Raw genomic sequence first — 17,338 nt, forward strand, 5'->3', positions numbered from 1 at the left:
GTGGGGGCCGATCTGCTCCGGCAGAGAGGATTGGCAACAGGACCCAGCGGAGGTTGTGTAAGTAGTGATGGACCTGTTTCGAAGCGCCCCGATTGCCCAGCCCTTGGCCGCCCGCCTGCGTGCGACCAACCTGGATGAGTACGTCGGCCAGGAACATGTGCTCGCCCGCGGCAAGCCTCTGCGCGAGGCCTTGGAGCAGGGTGCGTTGCACTCGATGATCTTCTGGGGCCCGCCGGGCGTGGGCAAGACCACCCTGGCGCGACTGCTGGCGGAAGTCTCGGATGCCCACTTCGAAACGGTGTCGGCGGTACTGGCCGGGGTCAAGGAAATCCGCCAGGCGGTGGAAGTGGCCAAGCAGCAGGCCGGGCAATACGGCAAGCGCACCATCCTGTTCGTCGACGAAGTCCACCGCTTCAACAAGTCTCAACAGGACGCGTTCCTGCCCTACGTCGAAGACGGCACGCTGATTTTCATCGGTGCGACCACCGAAAACCCTTCGTTCGAACTCAACAATGCCTTGCTGTCCCGGGCGCGGGTCTATGTGCTCAAGAGCCTCGACGAGGTGGCGATGCGCAAGCTGGTGCATCGGGCGCTGACCGAGGAGCGCGGCCTGGGCAAGCGGCATTTGAGCCTCAGCGATGAAGGCTTCCAGATCCTGTTTTCAGCCGCCGATGGCGATGGCCGACGCTTGCTCAACCTGCTGGAAAACGCCTCGGACCTGGCCGAAGACGACAGCGAGATTGGCGTCGAGCTGCTGCAAAGCCTGCTGGGCGATACCCGGCGTCGCTTCGACAAGGGCGGCGAGGCGTTCTACGACCAGATTTCGGCGCTGCACAAATCCATCCGTGGTTCCAACCCCGATGCGGCCTTGTACTGGTTTGCGCGCATGATCGACGGCGGCTGCGATCCGCTGTACCTGGCGCGGCGCGTGGTGCGCATGGCCAGCGAAGACATCGGCAATGCCGACCCGCGGGCCCTGAGCCTGTGCCTGGCAGCCTGGGATGTGCAGGAGCGCCTCGGCAGCCCGGAAGGCGAGCTCGCCGTGGCCCAGGCCATTACCTACCTGGCCTGCGCGCCGAAAAGCAACGCCGTCTACATGGGCTTCAAGGCCGCGATGCGCAGCGCTACCGAGCACGGCTCCCTCGAGGTGCCGCTGCACCTGCGCAACGCGCCGACCAAGCTCATGAAGCAGTTGGGCTACGGCGAAGAATACCGTTACGCCCACGATGAGCCGGACGCCTATGCTGCCGGTGAAGACTATTTTCCCGACGAACTCGAACCCCAGCGGTTCTACCAGCCGGTGCCCCGGGGCCTGGAGCTGAAGATCGGCGAGAAGCTCAACCACTTGGCCCAACTGGACCGCTTGAGTCCACGGCAGCGGAGAAAACCTTGATTCCCTTGATCCTTGCAGTCTCCGCTGGCGGTGTTGCCGGCACCTTGGCACGGTTCGCCACCAGCAATTGGGTCAGCGCAAATTGGCCGCGGCACTTCTATACCGCGACGCTGGCCGTTAATATCGTGGGCTGTCTGCTGATCGGCGTCCTGTACGGCCTGTTTTTGATTCGCCCGGAAGTGCCTGTCGAAGTGCGTGCCGGGCTCATCGTCGGCTTCCTTGGCGGCCTGACGACCTTTTCATCCTTTTCACTGGATACGGTGCGCCTGCTGGAAAGCGGGCAGGTGCCGCTGGCCCTGGGCTACGCGGCCATCAGCGTATTCGGCGGGCTGCTCGCCACCTGGGCCGGCCTGTCCCTGACCAAACTTATCTAACGAGAGACCGACATGCTCGATTCCAAACTGTTACGTAGCAACCTTCAGGACGTAGCGGACCGCCTGGCATCCCGTGGCTTTGCCCTGGACGTCGCGCGCATCGAAGCGCTGGAAGAACAGCGCAAGACCGTCCAGACCCGCACCGAAGCCCTGCAGGCTGAACGTAACGCGCGCTCCAAATCCATCGGTCAGGCCAAGCAACGCGGTGAAGACATCGCGCCGCTGATGGCCGATGTCGAGCGCATGGCGGGCGAGTTGAGTGCCGGCAAGGTCGAACTGGACGCAATCCAGACCGAGCTGGATTCGATCCTGCTGGGCATCCCCAACCTGCCTCACGAATCGGTGCCGGTCGGGGAAGACGAAGACGGCAACGTCGAAGTGCGCCGTTGGGGCACGCCGACAACCTTCGATTTCCCGGTGCAGGACCATGTCGCCCTGGGCGAGAAATTCGGCTGGCTGGATTTCGAAACCGCCGCCAAGCTGTCGGGCGCCCGTTTTGCCTTGCTGCGTGGGCCGATTGCCCGTCTGCACCGGGCCCTGGCGCAGTTCATGATCAACCTGCACGTCACCGAGCACGGCTACGAAGAAGCCTACACGCCGTACCTGGTCCAGGCCCCGGCCCTGCAAGGCACTGGCCAGTTGCCGAAATTCGAGGAAGACCTGTTCAAGATCAGCCGCGAAGGCGAGGCCGACCTGTACCTGATCCCGACCGCCGAAGTGTCGCTGACCAACATCGTGGCCGGCGAAATCGTCGACGCCAAGCAACTGCCGATCAAGTTCGTCGCCCACACGCCATGCTTCCGCAGTGAAGCCGGGGCGTCGGGCCGTGATACCCGCGGCATGATCCGCCAGCACCAGTTCGACAAGGTCGAGATGGTCCAGATTGTCGAACCGTCGAAATCCATGGAAGCGCTGGAAAGCCTGACCGCCAACGCCGAGAAGGTCCTGCAACTGTTGGAACTGCCGTATCGCACCCTGGCCCTGTGCACCGGTGACATGGGCTTCAGTGCGGTCAAGACCTACGACCTGGAAGTCTGGATCCCGAGCCAGGACAAGTACCGCGAGATTTCTTCGTGCTCCAACTGCGGTGACTTCCAGGCCCGCCGCATGCAGGCGCGTTTCCGCAATCCGGAAACCGGCAAGCCGGAACTGGTCCATACCCTCAATGGCTCCGGCCTGGCGGTGGGTCGTACCCTGGTGGCGGTGCTGGAAAACTACCAGCAGGCCGACGGTTCGATCCGCGTGCCTGAAGTGTTGAAGCCCTACATGGGCGGCATCGAGGTCATCGGCTAAATGGACTATTTGCCACTGTTCCACAACCTGCGCGGCAGCCGCGTGCTGGTGGTCGGCGGCGGCGAGATTGCCTTGCGCAAGTCTCGCTTGCTGGCCGATGCCGGTGCGCTGCTACGGGTAGTCGCACCCGAGATCGAGCCGCAGTTGCGGGAGCTGGTTAGAGGCAGCGGTGGCGAATGCGTCCTGCGTGGTTATCAGGAAGCCGACCTGGACGGCTGCGGCTTGATCATTGCCGCCACCGACGACGAGCCGCTTAACGCCCAGGTGTCGGCCGACGCCCATAAGCGCTGCGTGCCGGTCAACGTGGTAGACGCGCCGGCCCTGTGCAGTGTGATCTTCCCGGCGATTGTCGACCGTTCACCCTTGGTGATCGCGGTGTCCAGTGGCGGCGATGCGCCGGTGCTGGCGCGGTTGATCCGGGCCAAGCTGGAAACCTGGATTCCGTCGACCTACGGGCAGTTGGCTGGGTTGGCGGCGCGTTTTCGCAGCCAGGTCAAAGGCTTGTTTCCCGATGTGCAGCAACGACGGGCGTTCTGGGAAGACGTGTTCCAGGGCCCTATCGCCGACCGGCAACTGGCCGGGCAGGGCGCGGAAGCCGAGCGTCTACTGCGGGAAAAGATCGATGGCCAGGCGCCGAACGCGCCGGGCGAAGTTTATCTGGTGGGCGCCGGGCCGGGTGATCCGGACCTGCTGACCTTCCGCGCCTTGCGCCTGATGCAGCAGGCCGACGTGGTGCTGTACGACCGCCTGGTGGCGCCGGCGATCCTGGAACTGTGCCGGCGCGACGCCGAGCGCATCTACGTCGGCAAGCGCCGTTCCGAACACGCCGTGCCCCAGGACCAGATCAACCAGCAATTGGTCGACCTGGCCCGCCAGGGCAAGCGCGTGGTGCGGTTGAAGGGGGGCGATCCGTTCATCTTCGGGCGCGGCGGCGAAGAGATCGAAGAACTGGCAGCCCATGGCATTCCGTTCCAGGTCGTCCCGGGCATCACCGCGGCCAGTGGTTGCGCGGCCTACGCCGGGATCCCGCTGACCCATCGCGACTATGCCCAATCGGTGCGTTTCATCACCGGCCATCTCAAGGATGGCACCAGCGACTTGCCGTGGGCGGACCTGGTTTCGCCTGCCCAGACCCTGGTGTTCTACATGGGCTTGGTGGGGCTGCCAGTGATCTGCGACGAGCTGATCAAGCATGGCCGTGCGGCGGATACGCCAGCGGCACTGATCCAGCAGGGCACGACGTCCAACCAGCGGGTATTTACCGGCACTTTGGCGGACTTGCCACGGCTGGTGGCCGAGCACGAAGTTCATGCGCCGACCCTGGTGATCGTCGGGGAAGTGGTGCAACTGCGCGAGAAGCTGGCGTGGTTCGAAGGGGCTCAGGGGCAGGTCTGAAGCCGTGTAGCTGATCGTTCCCACTCCCGTGGGAACGCCGCCCGGGACGCTCCGCGTTCCGCCTTGGAGTGACGCAGAGCGTCACCGGATGCATTCCCACGCGGAGCGTGGGAACGATCTTAATCGCGCTGCCAAATCCCTTTCCCACTCAACCTTCCCCGATCATGGGCAACCCTGAAATCCTGCTTCGGCCCCTTGGGCACGATTCCATTGGGGTTGATGGTCTTGTGGCTGCCATAGTAATGGCCCTGGATATGCGTGAAATCCACGGTCTCGGCAATGCCCGGCCACTGGTACAGCTCCCGCAGCCAGTTCGACAGGTTCGGATAATCGGCGATGCGCCGCAGGTTGCATTTGAAGTGCCCGAAGTACACCGCGTCGAAGCGGATCATCGTGGTGAACAGGCGGATGTCGGCCTCGGTCAGGTATTCGCCAGCCAGGTAGCGGCGGGTTTCCAGTAACGCTTCCAGCCAATCCAGTTCGGCGAATAGCCGGTCGAAGGCTTCTTCATACGCGGCTTGGGTCGTGGCGAACCCGGCGCGATACACCCCATTGTTCACCGCCGGATAAATCCGCTCGTTCAACGCGTCGATCTCGCCGCGCAGGTGTTCGGGATAGAGGTCCAGGCCGTTGCCGGTCAAGCCGTCGAAGGCGCTGTTGAACATGCGGATGATTTCCGCCGATTCGTTGTTGACGATGCGCTGTTGGCGTTTGTCCCAAAGGGCCGGAACCGTGACGCGGCCAGTGTAGTCCGGCGTGTCGGCGGTGTAGCGCTGATGCAGGAATTGCAGATGGTCGAGCTTGTCGCCGGTGGAGCCGTGGGCCTTGTCGAAGGTCCAGCCGTTTTCCAGCATCAGGTAGCTGACCACCGACACATCGATCAAGTCTTCAAGGCCCTTGAGCTTGCGCAAGATCAGCGTGCGGTGGGCCCAGGGGCAAGCCAGGGAGACATACAAATGGTAGCGTCCGGCCTCGGCGGCAAAGCCGCTCTCGCCCGAGGGGCCAGCGCTGCCGTCGGCGGTGACCCAATGACGGCGCTGCGCCTGTTCGCGCTGGAAGGTGCCGTCCTTGCTTTCATACCACTGATCCTGCCAGCGGCCCTCGACTAACAAACCCATCTCGATCTCCTCGGCCAATAAACGTTGGAGGCGAGTCTATTCCGATAGGTTCGAAGTAAAAGCGCAAAGGTTGGGCGCTAATGATCGGTTAAATCGAACGATCCCGGGCGCCCCAATACTGCCGGGCTTTGTCGAACGCTTCTTCGCGAGCCAGGCCCAGGCCACGCAAGGCCAGGGCCATGGTGGCGATGAGCGCCAGTTGCGGGTAGCTGTCTTCGACGTCACCGCGCCAGATCGCTTTCAAGTGTTCGGGATCGAGGTTTTCCGGTTTGACGTGGCGCTGCTCGGCCAGTCGCGGCCATTCTTCATCCCAACTGACGCCGCCGGTGGTGGCGTACAGGTGGCTATCGGCGTCCGGGTTGATTTCGATCTCGCCGCCGTCGCCCTTGATCACGATGGCGGTATCACCGAGCAAACCGCTGGCGTCGCGATGCACGGCTTGGTAGCCCGGGTGGAAAATGCTTTGCAAGCCGCAACGGGCGGCCAGCGGGTTGAGGATGCGTGCCAGTGAGTGGATCGGCGAGCGCAGGCCCAGGGTGTTGCGCAGGTCGATCATCCGCTGCATCTGCGGCGCCCAGTCCACCAGCGGCATGAAGGCCAGGCCGCCGTTGTCCAGCGCACTGCCGACCTGTTGCCAGTCACGGCATAGCGGGATCTGCAAAAACGCCAACAGTTGTTCGGTGTAGAGCCGGCCCGCCGTATGAGCGCCGCCGCCGTGCATGAAGATCCTCACGCCGTTCTGCCCAAGGCACTTGGCCGCCAGCAGGTACCACGGCAAATGGCGCTTCTTGCCGGCGTAGGTCGGCCAGTCGAGGTCCACCGCCAACGCCGGGACCACCAGGCGTTCACGCAGGGCCTCGGTGAAACCGGCCATCTCCTCGGCACTTTCTTCCTTGTGCCGCAGCAACATCAGGAAGGCGCCAAGCTGGGTGTCCTCGACCTTTTCGTCGAGCACCAGGCCCATGGCTTCGCGGGCTTCTTCGCGGGTCAGGTTGCGGGCGCCGCGCTTGCCTTTGCCCAGGATGCGCACGAACTGGGCGAACGGGTGTTCGGCCGGGGTCTCAAGGGTCAGCGATGGAACGTCGGTCATAAGCAATTCGTCGGTTTGGGCAGGCCCGCCAGCTTGGCGGCGAGTTTGGCGGGAGTGCCTTTGAACAATCGGTTCAGGTGCAGGCTGTTGCCTTTGTTCGCGCCCAGTTTCAGTGCCGTGTACTTGATCAGCGGCCGGGTCGCGGGGGAGAGCTGGAATTCGTTATAGAAGCCGCGCAGCAGTTCGAGGATCTCCCAGTGTTCGGGGCCCAGCTCGATGTCTTCGGCAGTGGCCAGGGCCGTGGCGACCTCGGCCGACCAGTCGTCAAGGTCGGCCAGGTAGCCGTCCTTGTCCAGCGCGATGGTGCGGTCGCCCACGTTCAGCGTCTTCATAGCCAGGTGTTGACCTTGTCGTGCTCGATCGACAGCTCGACGAAACCCGAATAGTTGATGGCTTCGGCCCAGTCTGGCGTGTCCAGGGCGCGGGCCTGGAGGTCTTCGGCGAGCACGAACAGGTTCACGCCAGCGGCCTGCAGCACTGCAAACGGTGGGCTGCCCGGTTGCAACGCGTACGTCGCGTCGCCGCACAGCAGCAGCGCATCCTGATTACCCAGCACCCGCAGGCAACTGGCGAGGCGGTTATCGCCGAAGGGCGAATGAGACAACACATGCAAAGTCGACATCAGAGGGTGATCACCTGGTCGTAACGGTCAATGAGCGCGGCGATTTGCGGCGCGGTCAGTGCTTTCATGTCGGCCAGCGCCAGGGTGTCGAGGGCGACACCGCGTTCGGCGGCGCTGTCGGCACAGACAAACAGGTCGTCGACGCCAAACATCGGCAATGCCTGCAAGTTCGCGCTCAGGTCCTTTTGCTGGACGGCCTTGGCGTTTTGGCCGCTTGTCAGTTGGAATACCCCGTCATCGAGAAACAGCAGGCCGATGGGCAGGTCGAAGGCGCCGCCGGCCAGGACGATGTCCAGCGCTTCACGGGCGCCGGGGCCGGACCAGGGGGCCTGGCGGCTGATCAACAACAAAGACTTGGCCATCACGCGCCTCCAAAGCAGATCAAACGGTCGGCGCCCTGGATCGCATCGTGCAACTGGCCCAGCCCGGACAAGGTCCAGGGTGCCTCGACGCTAACCGCCGAGCGCTGGTAGCGCTGGGCCTCTTCCTCGTTCAACACCCCACGGCGCAACGCCGCCGCGATGCAGACCACACCATCGAGCTGGTTGTCGCTGACAAAGGTTCGCCACTGCTGGGGCAGGTCCTGTTCATCCTGGGGCGTGACGACACTGGCGCAGGCGTTATAGACACCGTCCTGATAGAAAAACAGCCGCACGATCTCATGCCCGCCCGCCAGCGCAGCCTGGGCAAACAGCAAGGCACGGCGCGAGGAGGGCGCATGGGCGGCGGAAAACAGCGCAATGGCGAACTTCATGACAGACCCGATCAGCAAAACTGCGGCCATGATAAAGCTTTATGGGCGGGGGGGCGATTGGCAGAAAGCGGTGAGACCGTGTGGCGAGGGAGCTTGCTCCCGCTGGGCTGCGCAGCGGCCCCAACTCATCCGCTGTGGTTTGGCTGACACACCGCGTTGGGAGGTTTTGGGGGCGCTACGCACCCCAGCGGGAGCAAGCTCCCTCGCCACAGGAGCTGTGCTAGACCTTGAGGCCATGCAACTCGCAATACTCTGCCCACGCCATTCCCGCCATCTCCGCCACTTCCTTGTGCACTTCCAGGCGCTGGGCTTGGTAGTCCTGGGGCGAGGTGGCGGTCAGTTGCAGGGTCAGTTCCCAGGCAAACAGGCCCAGGCGCTCGGCCTCGGCTTCGAAGGCTTCATGCAAGCGCTCGGCGCGGTACTGCGCGGCGGTCTCGCCCTTGGCCTGGGCCAGCAGCGGGTTGAGGTGGTCCAGTTCGTGGCGCAGTTCGGGGCGCTCATCGAGAAACTTTGCCAGGGCCCGTTCGTGTTGCTGTTCGGTTGCCGCCATGGTCACTCCTTGGGGGATGCAGACTGCTTCTTGCTGGCCTTGGCCGCAGCCGCCAGGCATTCGAGGGCGAACTGTTCGGTGTAGGTCATCTGGATCGGCGTGGTTTCGCCCTTGACGGTCCGTTCGCCGTCGAGGATGTAGCGAACCCGCTTGTCGGTGACGCCGATGCGCTTGGCGATCCAGGACGGTGTCTGGCCGATCTGGCTGATCAGTTTGTCGGCGTATTCGGCAGTGGGTTTGTAGAATTCGGCGTTGGGAGTCATGGGGCGTGTTCCGTTGTGGCTGGTGGCAATGGCGCGACAGGGTGCGCGAATCGCAGGCCGATGTCCCGTGTAAATTTCAGTAAAGCAGCACGAAGGCCCGGGCCGCAGTGCTACAGTCCGTTTTTTTCTTGATGAGTGAACGCAATGCGAATGTTGACCGTGGCCCTGGCCGCGACCTTGCTGGCCGGCTGCGCGGGTTCTGCGATGAACGAGGCCCGGACCCAGGCCCCTTACAAGACCCTGACCTCGGACAAACCCGAACAGGTCGTGGCCCAGTGCGTGCAGTTCTCCTGGCAGGACGAAGCGGTGTTCGGTGTCGATGCTGGCGCCTACCTGCAACCGGGCAAGAAGGGGGGCTCGACGGTCTACACCCGCTCCGCTGAATCGTTTGTCGATTTGCACGCCGGTGCGACGGGCACCGAGTTGAGTTATTACGCCAAGCATGACGACTTCGTGGCCAAGCGTCGGTTGGCGGCGTTGGCGACGTGTCTTTGAACAGATAGACCGATCGCGAGCAGGCTCGCCCCCACGGGTTTGAGGCTTAACTGATCGGCATTACCCACAGGGACTGGTTTTTAGTCAGAGGGCGTCAGGCGCTTCTGGAAGAAGAAGTGCTGGTGGCCCGGGGGGTAGTCGTCGATCTGGCCGATTTCCGTGAAGCCGTGCCTGCGGTAGAAATCCGGCGCCTGGAAGTCGAAGGTGTCCAGCCAGATGCCCACGCAGTTTTTCTCCCGGGCCAGTGCTTCGGCCATCTGCATCAGGGTCGAGCCGGTGCCCTGGCCCCGGGCCTGTTCCGGCACCACCAGCAGCTCGATATACAACCAGCGGAAAAACACTCGGCCATAGAGCCCCCCGACGATTTCGTCGTGTTCATCGCGCACCAGCCAGGCCACCAGTTCAGGCACCGTCCCGCTGGTCTTGGCCGTGTTATAGGCGCGCAGCGGAGCGAGGATGGCTTGGCGTTCTTCGTCAGTGGGCGCGTCCGTGCGTTCGATTCGTAGCGTCATCGGCAATGTCCTTATTCAGTCAAGATTAACCGCAGGAGCCTATCCCAAAGGCTACCGTGGCGTCACCCGGTCGGCTTGGAAACAGGCGCATTACGCAAACCGGGCCATACTAGCTAGTTGCTTGATGCGATCGCCGACTGTTTAAAACAAGAAGAGGCCGAGTCATGAAGTTCGAATCCTTAGCCCGAACCCTCATTGCCATATCCCTGACCCTCAGCTGTTTGTATGCCCAGGCCGCCTCCCAGGCACCGGTGGCCGCCGAGAACGGCATGGTGGTCACCGCCCAGCACCTGGCGACCCACGTGGGTGTCGACGTGCTCAAGAACGGCGGCAATGCCGTGGATGCGGCGGTGGCGGTGGGGTATGCCTTGGCGGTGGTGTATCCGGCGGCGGGCAATCTGGGCGGGGGTGGGTTCATGACCCTTCAAATGGCCGATGGCCGCAAGACGTTCCTGGATTTCCGCGAAAAGGCCCCCCTGGCCGCCACGGCCAACATGTATCTGGACAAGGACGGCAACGTCATCCCCGACCTCAGCACCCGCGGACACCTGGCCGTGGGCGTGCCCGGCACCGTCTCCGGCATGGAGTTGGCGTTGAAGAAGTACGGCAGTAAACCGCGGGCGGAGCTGATCGCCCCGGCCATCAAGTTCGCCGAGGAAGGCTTCGCCCTGGAGCAGGGAGATGTCGATCTGCTGGAAACAGCCACCGATGTGTTCAAGAAGGACATGCGCGACTCCGGGGCGATCTTCCTGCACAGCGGCGAGCCCATGCAGGTCGGCCAGAAGCTGGTGCAAAAGGATCTCGCCAAGACCCTGCGGGAAATCTCCGCCAAGGGTGCCGACGGCTTCTACAAGGGCTGGGTCGCCGATGCGCTGGTCACCTCCAGCCAGGCCAACAAAGGCATCATCACCCAGGCCGACCTGGACAAGTACAAGACCCGCGAGCTGGCCCCGGTGGAGTGCGACTACCGCGGCTACCACATCATCTCGGCGCCGCCGCCCAGTTCCGGCGGGGTGGTGCTGTGCCAGATCATGAACATCCTCGACGGTTATCCGATGAAGGACCTGGGGTTCCATTCGGCCCAGGGCATGCACTATCAGATCGAAGCCATGCGCCACGCCTACGTGGACCGCAACAGTTACCTGGGTGACCCGGACTTCGTGAAGAACCCCATCGACCATCTGCTGGATAAAAACTACGCCGCCAAGCTGCGGGCCGCGATCGAACCGCAAAAGGCCGGCGACTCGCAGAAGATCAAGCCCGGCGTGGCGCCCCATGAGGGCAGCAACACCACCCATTACTCCATTGTCGACAAGTGGGGCAACGCCGTCTCGGTCACCTACACCCTGAACGACTGGTTCGGTGCCGGTGTCATGGCGAGCAAGACCGGGGTGATCCTCAACGATGAAATGGACGATTTCACCGCCAAGGTCGGCGTGCCCAACATGTACGGCCTGGTGCAGGGCGAAGCCAACGCCATCGCGCCGGGCAAGGCGCCGCTGTCATCCATGAGCCCGACCATTGTCACCAAGGACGGCAAGACGGTCATGGTGGTGGGCACCCCGGGCGGTAGCCGGATCATCACCGCGACGTTGCTGACTATCCTCAATGTGATCGACTACGGCATGAACCTCCAGGAGGCGGTCGACGCGCCGCGTTTCCACCAGCAGTGGATGCCGGAGGAAACCAACCTGGAGGCGTTCGCGGCCAGCCCCGATACCCGGAAGCTGCTGGAGAGCTGGGGGCACAAGTTTGCCGGCCCGCAGGACCCCAACCACATCGCCGCGATCCTGGTCGGCGCGCCGTCATTGGGTGGCAAGCCGGTGGGCAAGAACCGCTTCTATGGCGCCAACGACCCCCGTCGCAACACTGGGTTGTCGCTGGGGTATTGAGTCATCGCGCGGCTCCGATAATGTTTGAAGAGGGAAGGTCATGAACACCGCATTGCTGATCATCGATGTCCAGAACGCGCTGTGCTCAGGCGAAGAGGAATGCTTCGACAGCCAGCGCATCATCCGGACCATCAACGACCTGGCGGCCAAAACCCGGGCCCTCGGCTTGACGGTGATCCTGATCCAGCACGAAGAGTTGGAAGGTTCGCTGACCTATGGTTCTGCCGCCTGGCAACTGGCCGACGACCTGTTGACCGCAGCCGATGACCTGCGGGTGCGCAAGACCACCCCCGATGCCTTCTACCAGACCGACCTGCAACCGTTGTTGCAGGCCCGAGGCATCGACCGCCTGGTGATCTGTGGGCTGCAAACCGACTATTGCGTCAACGCCACCGTGCGCCAGGCCCATGCCCTGGGGTACGACGTGGTTTTGGTGGCCGATGCCCACTCCACGGTGGACAACGGCAGCATGGCGGCCGAGCAGATCATTGCCAATCACAACAACCGATTGGGGCGGCTGAGCAGTGCTGTATCGCGGATCGATGTGGTGCCGGCTGCTGAAATCCGCCTGTAGCCGATACTCACTGTCGGTACTGCGACGCAGGTTTGACTTGGGGGCACACTTGTGGCGAGGGAGCTTGCTCCCGCTGGGTTGCGAAGCGACCCTAAAATTTTTACGACCGCTTCGCGCTGGAGCGCCAGCCCGGTCGAGCGGGAGCAAGCTCCCTCGCCACAACAGCGGATGGCTCAGCATCGACGATGGTTTTTCACGGCGCGCCAAGCACCATCGTCCAGTACACCCCCGCATCACTGCGCGAATCGCTGGCGGAAGCGGCGCCCATCTGGGTGAACATCGGGTTCATCAGGTTGGCGCAGTGCCCCGGGCTGGCCAGCCAGTCGTGCATGGCCTGGGTCGGTGAGCGTTGTCCGGCGGCGATGTTCTCGCCCAATTTATGTCCGCGAAAGCCGGCGCTCTTGGCCCGATCGGAAGAGGAGCGACCGTCCGGGTCGCGATGGGCGAAATAATTCTCGCGGGCCATCGACCGGCTGTGGCCTTGGGCGGCGGTTCCCAGCGCGGCGTTCCAGCTCAGCGGCCGGGCCGCGGCGAAGCGCTGGCGCCCGCACATCCGCGGCTTGGCCCTGGCGGCGTTGACCTGGGCCAGCAGCGACTTGTCCGTCGCACCCGCGTCGCTCATCCGTGTGCCTCCCATGGGCTGCGCCAGCACCACGCGCCACTCATCACCGACCCGATTGACGCCAATGTCGGCGTATTGGTTGTCCAGCAGTGCTGCGCAATGTTCGTCAGCCAACATGTCGAACGCTTCTTCGGCGTCCCGCGCATCGGTCAGGCGGATGCTGCGCACGGCCCGGGCCTGGTAGCCGGCGTCTTTCAAGGTCTCCCGCAGACCACCGCGAAAGCCCATCGGCAAGCCCAGGTTCGAGCGCAGCGCCAGCGGCGGCGTGGCACGCACCGTGCGCCATTCACAGCGGCGTGATTGGCTACGGAAATCGTTGATGGCGTCCACCAATTGCCTTTCGCCACGGGCGTGGACGGGGCTGGCAAATAAGGGAAACAGGGCAAGCAAGCACAGCGAAACGAAACGGCTAGAGCGAACAGGGTGGCGCATGGGGCGAACGGCTCAAGAAGGGGGAGGTGCTTAGCGCCGGGCTTGGCGCCGATCAGCTGGAAAACCCGGCGCTGCAGATCGGCGGGTTTTCACGGCTGGGGTAGGACTGTGGGTTTTGGAACAAGTTTCTGAGGACGAAGACTTTCTACGAGCTGGCACAACACCATTGTGGCGAGGGAGCTTGCTCCCGCTGGCCTGCGAAGCAGGCCCAACGCATTTGCGACCGTTTCGCGCTGGAGCGCCAGCCCGGTCGAGCGGGAGCAAGCTCCCTCGCCACAACGGTGTTCAGTCAGTTCAATTCGCTGTTCCAGCCACAGGCACCTTGGCCTGCTCAACCTTGCGATAGGTCAGCAATACGATGCCCGTCACCACAATCGCGCCACCCATCACCTGGCCCGGGTTGAGCATCTGGTCCAGTACCAGCCAGCCGATCAGCAGCGTGGCCAGCGGTTCGATGTTCATCACCGGGGCGTTGCGCGGCATGTCCAGGCGGGGCACGGAAATGAACAGCACAGTGAAGCCGGTGCCGTAGAGCACCACCAGGGTCGCCAGGGCGAACCAACCGGTGCTGCTGGCTGGCAGGTCGAAACCGCCGGGCAGGGCACCGGTCAGGCCGGCGAGGTTGACGCTGCTGAAGACGATGAAAATCGTCAGCAGGCTGCGCACCGAACCACGGACCTGGGACAGCTTGTGGTCGGTGATCCACAGCGCACAAGCGAACACGCAAGCGGCACAGAAGGCCAGGCCCACCCCCAGTAGCCATTGCGGGCCAACGCTCTGTTCAGACGATAACCGCGCCGGCACCTCCAGCACGAATACCAGGCCCACCAGGATCATCCCCATCAACGTGGCGGTGCGTGCAGTGGGCCGTGGCCCGCCCAGCGCCCAGGTCAGCAAGGCCAGCAGAATCGGAAAGACGTTGCCCACCAACAGCGCCAATGCCACCGGCACCCGGGCCACGGCCGAGTACAGGCACAGGCTCTGCGCAGCGATGAGCAACCCCAGCAGCACCTGCCAACGCCATGCGCCCGGCGGCAAACGCAGGCTCTGACGTTGCCACAGTACCATCGCGGCCAACACCAGCAGCGTCCCGCCTGAGCGCAGCAGGATCGCCAGCAATACCCCGGCACCGTCATCGAACGCCGCTCGGGCGGCGACATGATTGCCGGCAAAGGCACAGCCCATGCACAGCAGAACGAGCACCGCGAGGTGACGGGGCAATGGAGGTGGGGCGTCAGGTGCAGCGGCGGGGCGAGTCATGGCAGGGTGTCTCAATAGTGGGCCGCCCAGGCAAATCGCCTTGGATCAGCTGTTTTTAGTTATAAGTCGTCGTACAACTTTGAGGGCTGTTTTTACCCTATAGGATTACAAGAGACAAGGTCGGGGTTGCGGGGGAGCTCTACCTTCTTAAGTGAACGACCGCGTGCACATTGTCCTGCGCTTTGCTGTACAACAACCTGACCGTTGTGTCGTTTACAGCATTGCCCTTTGCGGAGCCGCCCCATGCGCCTGGCCGATTTCATTCTCGACAATATCGAGCCGATTCTTCAGGCGTGGGAAGACTTCGCCAAAACCATCACCCCCGCATCCATTGGCATGGATTCCGTGGCCCTGCGCGACCATGCCGAGCAGATGCTGCGCACTATCGCCGCTGACCTGCGCACCTCGCAAACGCGCAATGAGGCGATTGCCAAGTCCCACGGCGAGGCCCCGCCGGTTGATGCCGAAACCGCCGCCGAAACCCATGCGGTCATCCGCCAGTCCTCGGGTTTTACCGTGGAGCAAATGGTTTCCGAGTACCGGGCCCTGCGCACCAGCGTGCTTATGCTCTGGATGCCGCACACGCAGTTGGATCACAAACAGGTCATGGACGATCTGATTCGATTCAACGAGGCCGTGGACCAGGCCTTGGCCGAGTCCGTCGTCAGTTACTCGGGGGCGGTGGATGCGTCGCGCAATATCTTTCTCGGGATTCTGGGGCATGACTTGCGCAGCCCCTTGGGCGCGATCCTGCTGAGTTCCGAAGTGCTGCTGCGGGCGGGGGACCTGCCCGCCAAGGCGACCAAGATCACTTCGCGCATCTACACCAGCGTCAAGCGGGCCAACAAAATCGTCGGCGATCTGCTGGATTTCACCCGCACCCAACTCGGCTCGGGCATTCCAGTGCAGCGCTTCAAGGGTGATCTGGTGGCCGCCTGCGAAGGTATGGTGGAGGAGGCGCGGGCCTATCACCCGGAAAGCAAAATTGTCTTTAAAACGAGCGGCGCCCTGGAGGCGCTGTTTGATCCGGCCCGCATGGAGCAGGTATTTGCCAACCTGATTGGCAATGCCGTCCAGCATGGTGCCGAAGGCTCGCCGGTGACTGTTTCATTGAGCGTGGAAAAGGATATGGCCGTGATCGCGATCAACAACCAGGGCAAGCCTATCGAGAAAGAGGCCATTGCCAACATATTCAACCCAATGGTCCGAAATCTGTGCAGCAGTGAAATGCAGTACGGTTCCACGGCTGGACTCGGACTTGGCCTGCACATCGCTTCGGCGATCGTATCGGCCCATCAGGGCACCATCAAGGTCCACTCGGAGGCGCAAGTCGGCACGACCTTTACTGTTCGTATACCGCTGAACCTGGCCTGATCGACTGTGCGCAGAGCAGATTCACATACTTGTACGATGTCTTATCACGTAGTAGAACTGTCGTCCCGTCCAATAATAATTAACGGAGACGCACCGATGGATGCTTCGCAATCTGCAACCGCCGCCGATCAGGGCCGCCGGGTATTCCTGAAAAAATCCCTGGTGGTCTCGGCTGCTGCGGCCGCCCTTGGCAACCTGCCCGGGCTCGCTCAGGCCGAGCCCTTGAGTCAGCGTTACCCGGACCCGCTGATCAATATCCTTGACCCCAGCTTCATGGACTTGCGCATCTTCAACGCCAGCGTGGAGAAACTCGCCACCGGTTTGCGTTGGGCAGAAGGGCCGGTGTGGGTTGGTGACGGTCGTTACCTGCTGGTCAGCGACATTCCCAACAACCGCATCGTGCGCTGGGATGAAATTACCGGTGGCCTGTCGGTCTACCGCGAGAATTCCAACTTCTCCAACGGCATGTGCCGCGATCGCCAGGGCCGGCTGCTGGTGTGCGAAGGCTCCACCACCGCCAGCGAAGGCCGACGCATCACCCGCACCGAGCACAACGGCACTATCACCGTGCTGGCGGACAGTTTCGAAGGCAAGCCGCTGAACTCGCCCAACGACATCGTGTGCAAGCGCGATGGCTCGGTGTGGTTCACCGACCCACCGTTCCAGACCGGCAACAATTACGAGGGACACAAAGTCACCCCCGCCCAGCCTCACGCGGTGTATCGCATCGATGGCGAAACCGGCAAGGTCACGCGGGTCATCGACGACCTGGCGGGGCCGAACGGGCTGTGTTTTTCCCCGGATGAGAAAATCCTCTACGTGGTCGAAGGCCGGGCCAAGCCCAACCGCTTGATCTGGGCGATCACCGTCAAGGATGACGGCACGCTGGGTGAGCGGCGCAAGCACATCGAAGGCCTGGATTACGCGGCGATCGACGGAATCAAATGTGATGAAAGCGGCAACCTCTGGTGCGGTTGGGGCGGCAATGGCGACCCCAAGGCCGACCTGGAAAAACTCGACGGCGTGCGGGTGTTCAACCCTGAAGGCAAGGCCATCGGGCACATCTCCCTGCCGGAGCGCTGTCCCAACGTCTGCTTCGGCGGGCGGGAAGGCAATCGGTTGTTCATGGCCGGCAGCCACTCGCTGTATTCGCTGTTCGTGAATACCCGAGGGGCGACGTTTGCCTGAGTGACACATTCACCCTCGGAGTTGATGGACTTTGTGGCGAGGGAGCTTGCTCCCGCTGGGCTGCGTAGCAGCCCTAAAACCATTCACCTGGGTGTGCCTGGTTGGTCGCATTCAACATTCGGTCTCTTTGGGGTTGC

At 63.0% G+C, this 17,338-nt stretch carries 20 protein-coding genes; 9 read left to right on the forward strand and 11 right to left on the reverse strand.

Annotated features, from left to right (window positions below):
- The first annotated feature begins 67 nt into the window (after nucleotides 1-67).
- The 4 genes from BLU76_RS10925 to cysG are packed head-to-tail and all read left to right on the forward strand — an operon-like array spanning nucleotide 68 to nucleotide 4,455.
- Nucleotides 68-1,393, forward strand: a complete 1,326-nt coding sequence (locus tag BLU76_RS10925) for a replication-associated recombination protein A (protein WP_092222693.1) — start codon at nucleotides 68-70, stop codon at nucleotides 1,391-1,393.
- A complete protein-coding gene (crcB, locus tag BLU76_RS10930; RefSeq protein WP_063320494.1) occupies nucleotides 1,390-1,767 on the forward strand; it encodes a fluoride efflux transporter CrcB in 378 nt (125 codons plus the stop codon). The genes BLU76_RS10925 and crcB overlap by 4 nt, the downstream gene beginning before the upstream one ends.
- Nucleotides 1,768-1,779: 12 nt before the next feature.
- Entirely contained in the window at nucleotides 1,780-3,060 is a 1,281-nt protein-coding gene (gene serS / locus BLU76_RS10935) for a serine--tRNA ligase (RefSeq protein WP_063320495.1), read from the forward strand.
- Nucleotides 3,061-4,455 (forward strand): siroheme synthase CysG, encoded by a 1,395-nt coding sequence (cysG, locus tag BLU76_RS10940; protein ID WP_092222695.1) that lies wholly within the window; start codon nucleotides 3,061-3,063, stop codon nucleotides 4,453-4,455.
- 119 nt (nucleotides 4,456-4,574) lie between these two features.
- Here the strand turns inward: cysG and BLU76_RS10945 are convergent, their stop codons facing one another.
- The 8 genes from BLU76_RS10945 to BLU76_RS10980 form a co-directional block, all read right to left on the reverse strand.
- Nucleotides 4,575-5,573: a glutathione S-transferase family protein gene (locus BLU76_RS10945; protein WP_092222697.1), complete on the reverse strand. Its 999-nt coding sequence runs from the start codon at nucleotides 5,571-5,573 to the stop codon at nucleotides 4,575-4,577.
- Nucleotides 5,574-5,661: 88 nt separating this feature from the next.
- Nucleotides 5,662-6,663, reverse strand: a complete 1,002-nt coding sequence (locus tag BLU76_RS10950) for a glycosyl transferase family protein (RefSeq protein WP_092222699.1) — start codon at nucleotides 6,661-6,663, stop codon at nucleotides 5,662-5,664.
- A complete protein-coding gene (locus BLU76_RS10955) occupies nucleotides 6,660-6,995 on the reverse strand; it encodes a TusE/DsrC/DsvC family sulfur relay protein (protein WP_092222701.1) in 336 nt (111 codons plus the stop codon). Before BLU76_RS10955 ends, BLU76_RS10950 begins: the two co-directional genes overlap by 4 nt.
- Complete coding sequence (gene tusB / locus BLU76_RS10960) at nucleotides 6,992-7,285, reverse strand: sulfurtransferase complex subunit TusB (RefSeq protein WP_063320500.1); 294 nt, start codon at nucleotides 7,283-7,285, stop codon at nucleotides 6,992-6,994. Before tusB ends, BLU76_RS10955 begins: the two co-directional genes overlap by 4 nt.
- Nucleotides 7,285-7,647, reverse strand: a complete 363-nt coding sequence (gene tusC / locus BLU76_RS10965) for a sulfurtransferase complex subunit TusC (RefSeq protein ID WP_072339595.1) — start codon at nucleotides 7,645-7,647, stop codon at nucleotides 7,285-7,287. The genes tusB and tusC overlap by 1 nt, the downstream gene beginning before the upstream one ends.
- On the reverse strand, nucleotides 7,647-8,039 hold the full coding sequence (tusD, locus tag BLU76_RS10970) for a sulfurtransferase complex subunit TusD (RefSeq protein ID WP_092144722.1): 393 nt from the start codon (nucleotides 8,037-8,039) through the stop codon (nucleotides 7,647-7,649). Before tusD ends, tusC begins: the two co-directional genes overlap by 1 nt.
- A gap of 220 nt (nucleotides 8,040-8,259) precedes the next feature.
- Entirely contained in the window at nucleotides 8,260-8,589 is a 330-nt protein-coding gene (locus BLU76_RS10975; protein ID WP_092222703.1) for a DUF6388 family protein, read from the reverse strand.
- A 2-nt stretch (nucleotides 8,590-8,591) separates the two neighbouring features.
- Nucleotides 8,592-8,852 (reverse strand): hypothetical protein, encoded by a 261-nt coding sequence (locus tag BLU76_RS10980; RefSeq protein WP_092222705.1) that lies wholly within the window; start codon nucleotides 8,850-8,852, stop codon nucleotides 8,592-8,594.
- A gap of 144 nt (nucleotides 8,853-8,996) precedes the next feature.
- On the opposite strand from BLU76_RS10980, the gene BLU76_RS10985 reads away from it, so the two are divergent.
- The gene (locus tag BLU76_RS10985) at nucleotides 8,997-9,347 is read left to right on the forward strand and encodes a hypothetical protein (RefSeq protein ID WP_013693699.1); all 351 of its coding nucleotides are present in this window, start codon (nucleotides 8,997-8,999) and stop codon (nucleotides 9,345-9,347) included.
- 80 nt (nucleotides 9,348-9,427) lie between these two features.
- Here the strand turns inward: BLU76_RS10985 and BLU76_RS10990 are convergent, their stop codons facing one another.
- Nucleotides 9,428-9,859 carry a GNAT family N-acetyltransferase gene (locus tag BLU76_RS10990; RefSeq protein ID WP_092222707.1) on the reverse strand — a complete coding sequence of 144 codons (432 nt, stop codon included), beginning with the start codon at nucleotides 9,857-9,859 and terminating at the stop codon, nucleotides 9,428-9,430.
- A gap of 164 nt (nucleotides 9,860-10,023) precedes the next feature.
- On the opposite strand from BLU76_RS10990, the gene ggt reads away from it, so the two are divergent.
- Together ggt and BLU76_RS11000 are read left to right on the forward strand one after the other, a co-directional pair.
- Complete coding sequence (ggt, locus tag BLU76_RS10995) at nucleotides 10,024-11,751, forward strand: gamma-glutamyltransferase (protein WP_092222709.1); 1,728 nt, start codon at nucleotides 10,024-10,026, stop codon at nucleotides 11,749-11,751.
- A gap of 40 nt (nucleotides 11,752-11,791) precedes the next feature.
- Nucleotides 11,792-12,325 carry a cysteine hydrolase family protein gene (locus BLU76_RS11000; protein ID WP_063320506.1) on the forward strand — a complete coding sequence of 178 codons (534 nt, stop codon included), beginning with the start codon at nucleotides 11,792-11,794 and terminating at the stop codon, nucleotides 12,323-12,325.
- Nucleotides 12,326-12,518: 193 nt separating this feature from the next.
- On the opposite strand, the gene BLU76_RS11005 is transcribed toward BLU76_RS11000, so the two are convergent.
- Nucleotides 12,519-13,379 carry a CAP domain-containing protein gene (locus tag BLU76_RS11005; protein WP_092222711.1) on the reverse strand — a complete coding sequence of 287 codons (861 nt, stop codon included), beginning with the start codon at nucleotides 13,377-13,379 and terminating at the stop codon, nucleotides 12,519-12,521.
- Nucleotides 13,380-13,673: 294 nt separating this feature from the next.
- Entirely contained in the window at nucleotides 13,674-14,639 is a 966-nt protein-coding gene (locus tag BLU76_RS11010) for an EamA family transporter (RefSeq protein WP_092222713.1), read from the reverse strand.
- A 243-nt stretch (nucleotides 14,640-14,882) separates the two neighbouring features.
- Between BLU76_RS11010 and BLU76_RS11015 the strand changes: the two genes are divergently transcribed.
- Both BLU76_RS11015 and BLU76_RS11020 read left to right on the forward strand, forming a co-directional pair.
- Entirely contained in the window at nucleotides 14,883-16,013 is a 1,131-nt protein-coding gene (locus tag BLU76_RS11015; protein ID WP_092222715.1) for a sensor histidine kinase, read from the forward strand.
- A 96-nt stretch (nucleotides 16,014-16,109) separates the two neighbouring features.
- A complete protein-coding gene (locus BLU76_RS11020; protein WP_092222717.1) occupies nucleotides 16,110-17,201 on the forward strand; it encodes an SMP-30/gluconolactonase/LRE family protein in 1,092 nt (363 codons plus the stop codon).
- The last annotated feature ends 137 nt before the right edge of the window (nucleotides 17,202-17,338 follow it).

The sequence above is a fragment of the Pseudomonas sp. NFACC08-1 genome (assembly GCF_900106735.1).
In the GTDB taxonomy this organism is placed as follows: Bacteria; Pseudomonadota; Gammaproteobacteria; order Pseudomonadales; family Pseudomonadaceae; genus Aquipseudomonas; species Aquipseudomonas fluorescens_Q.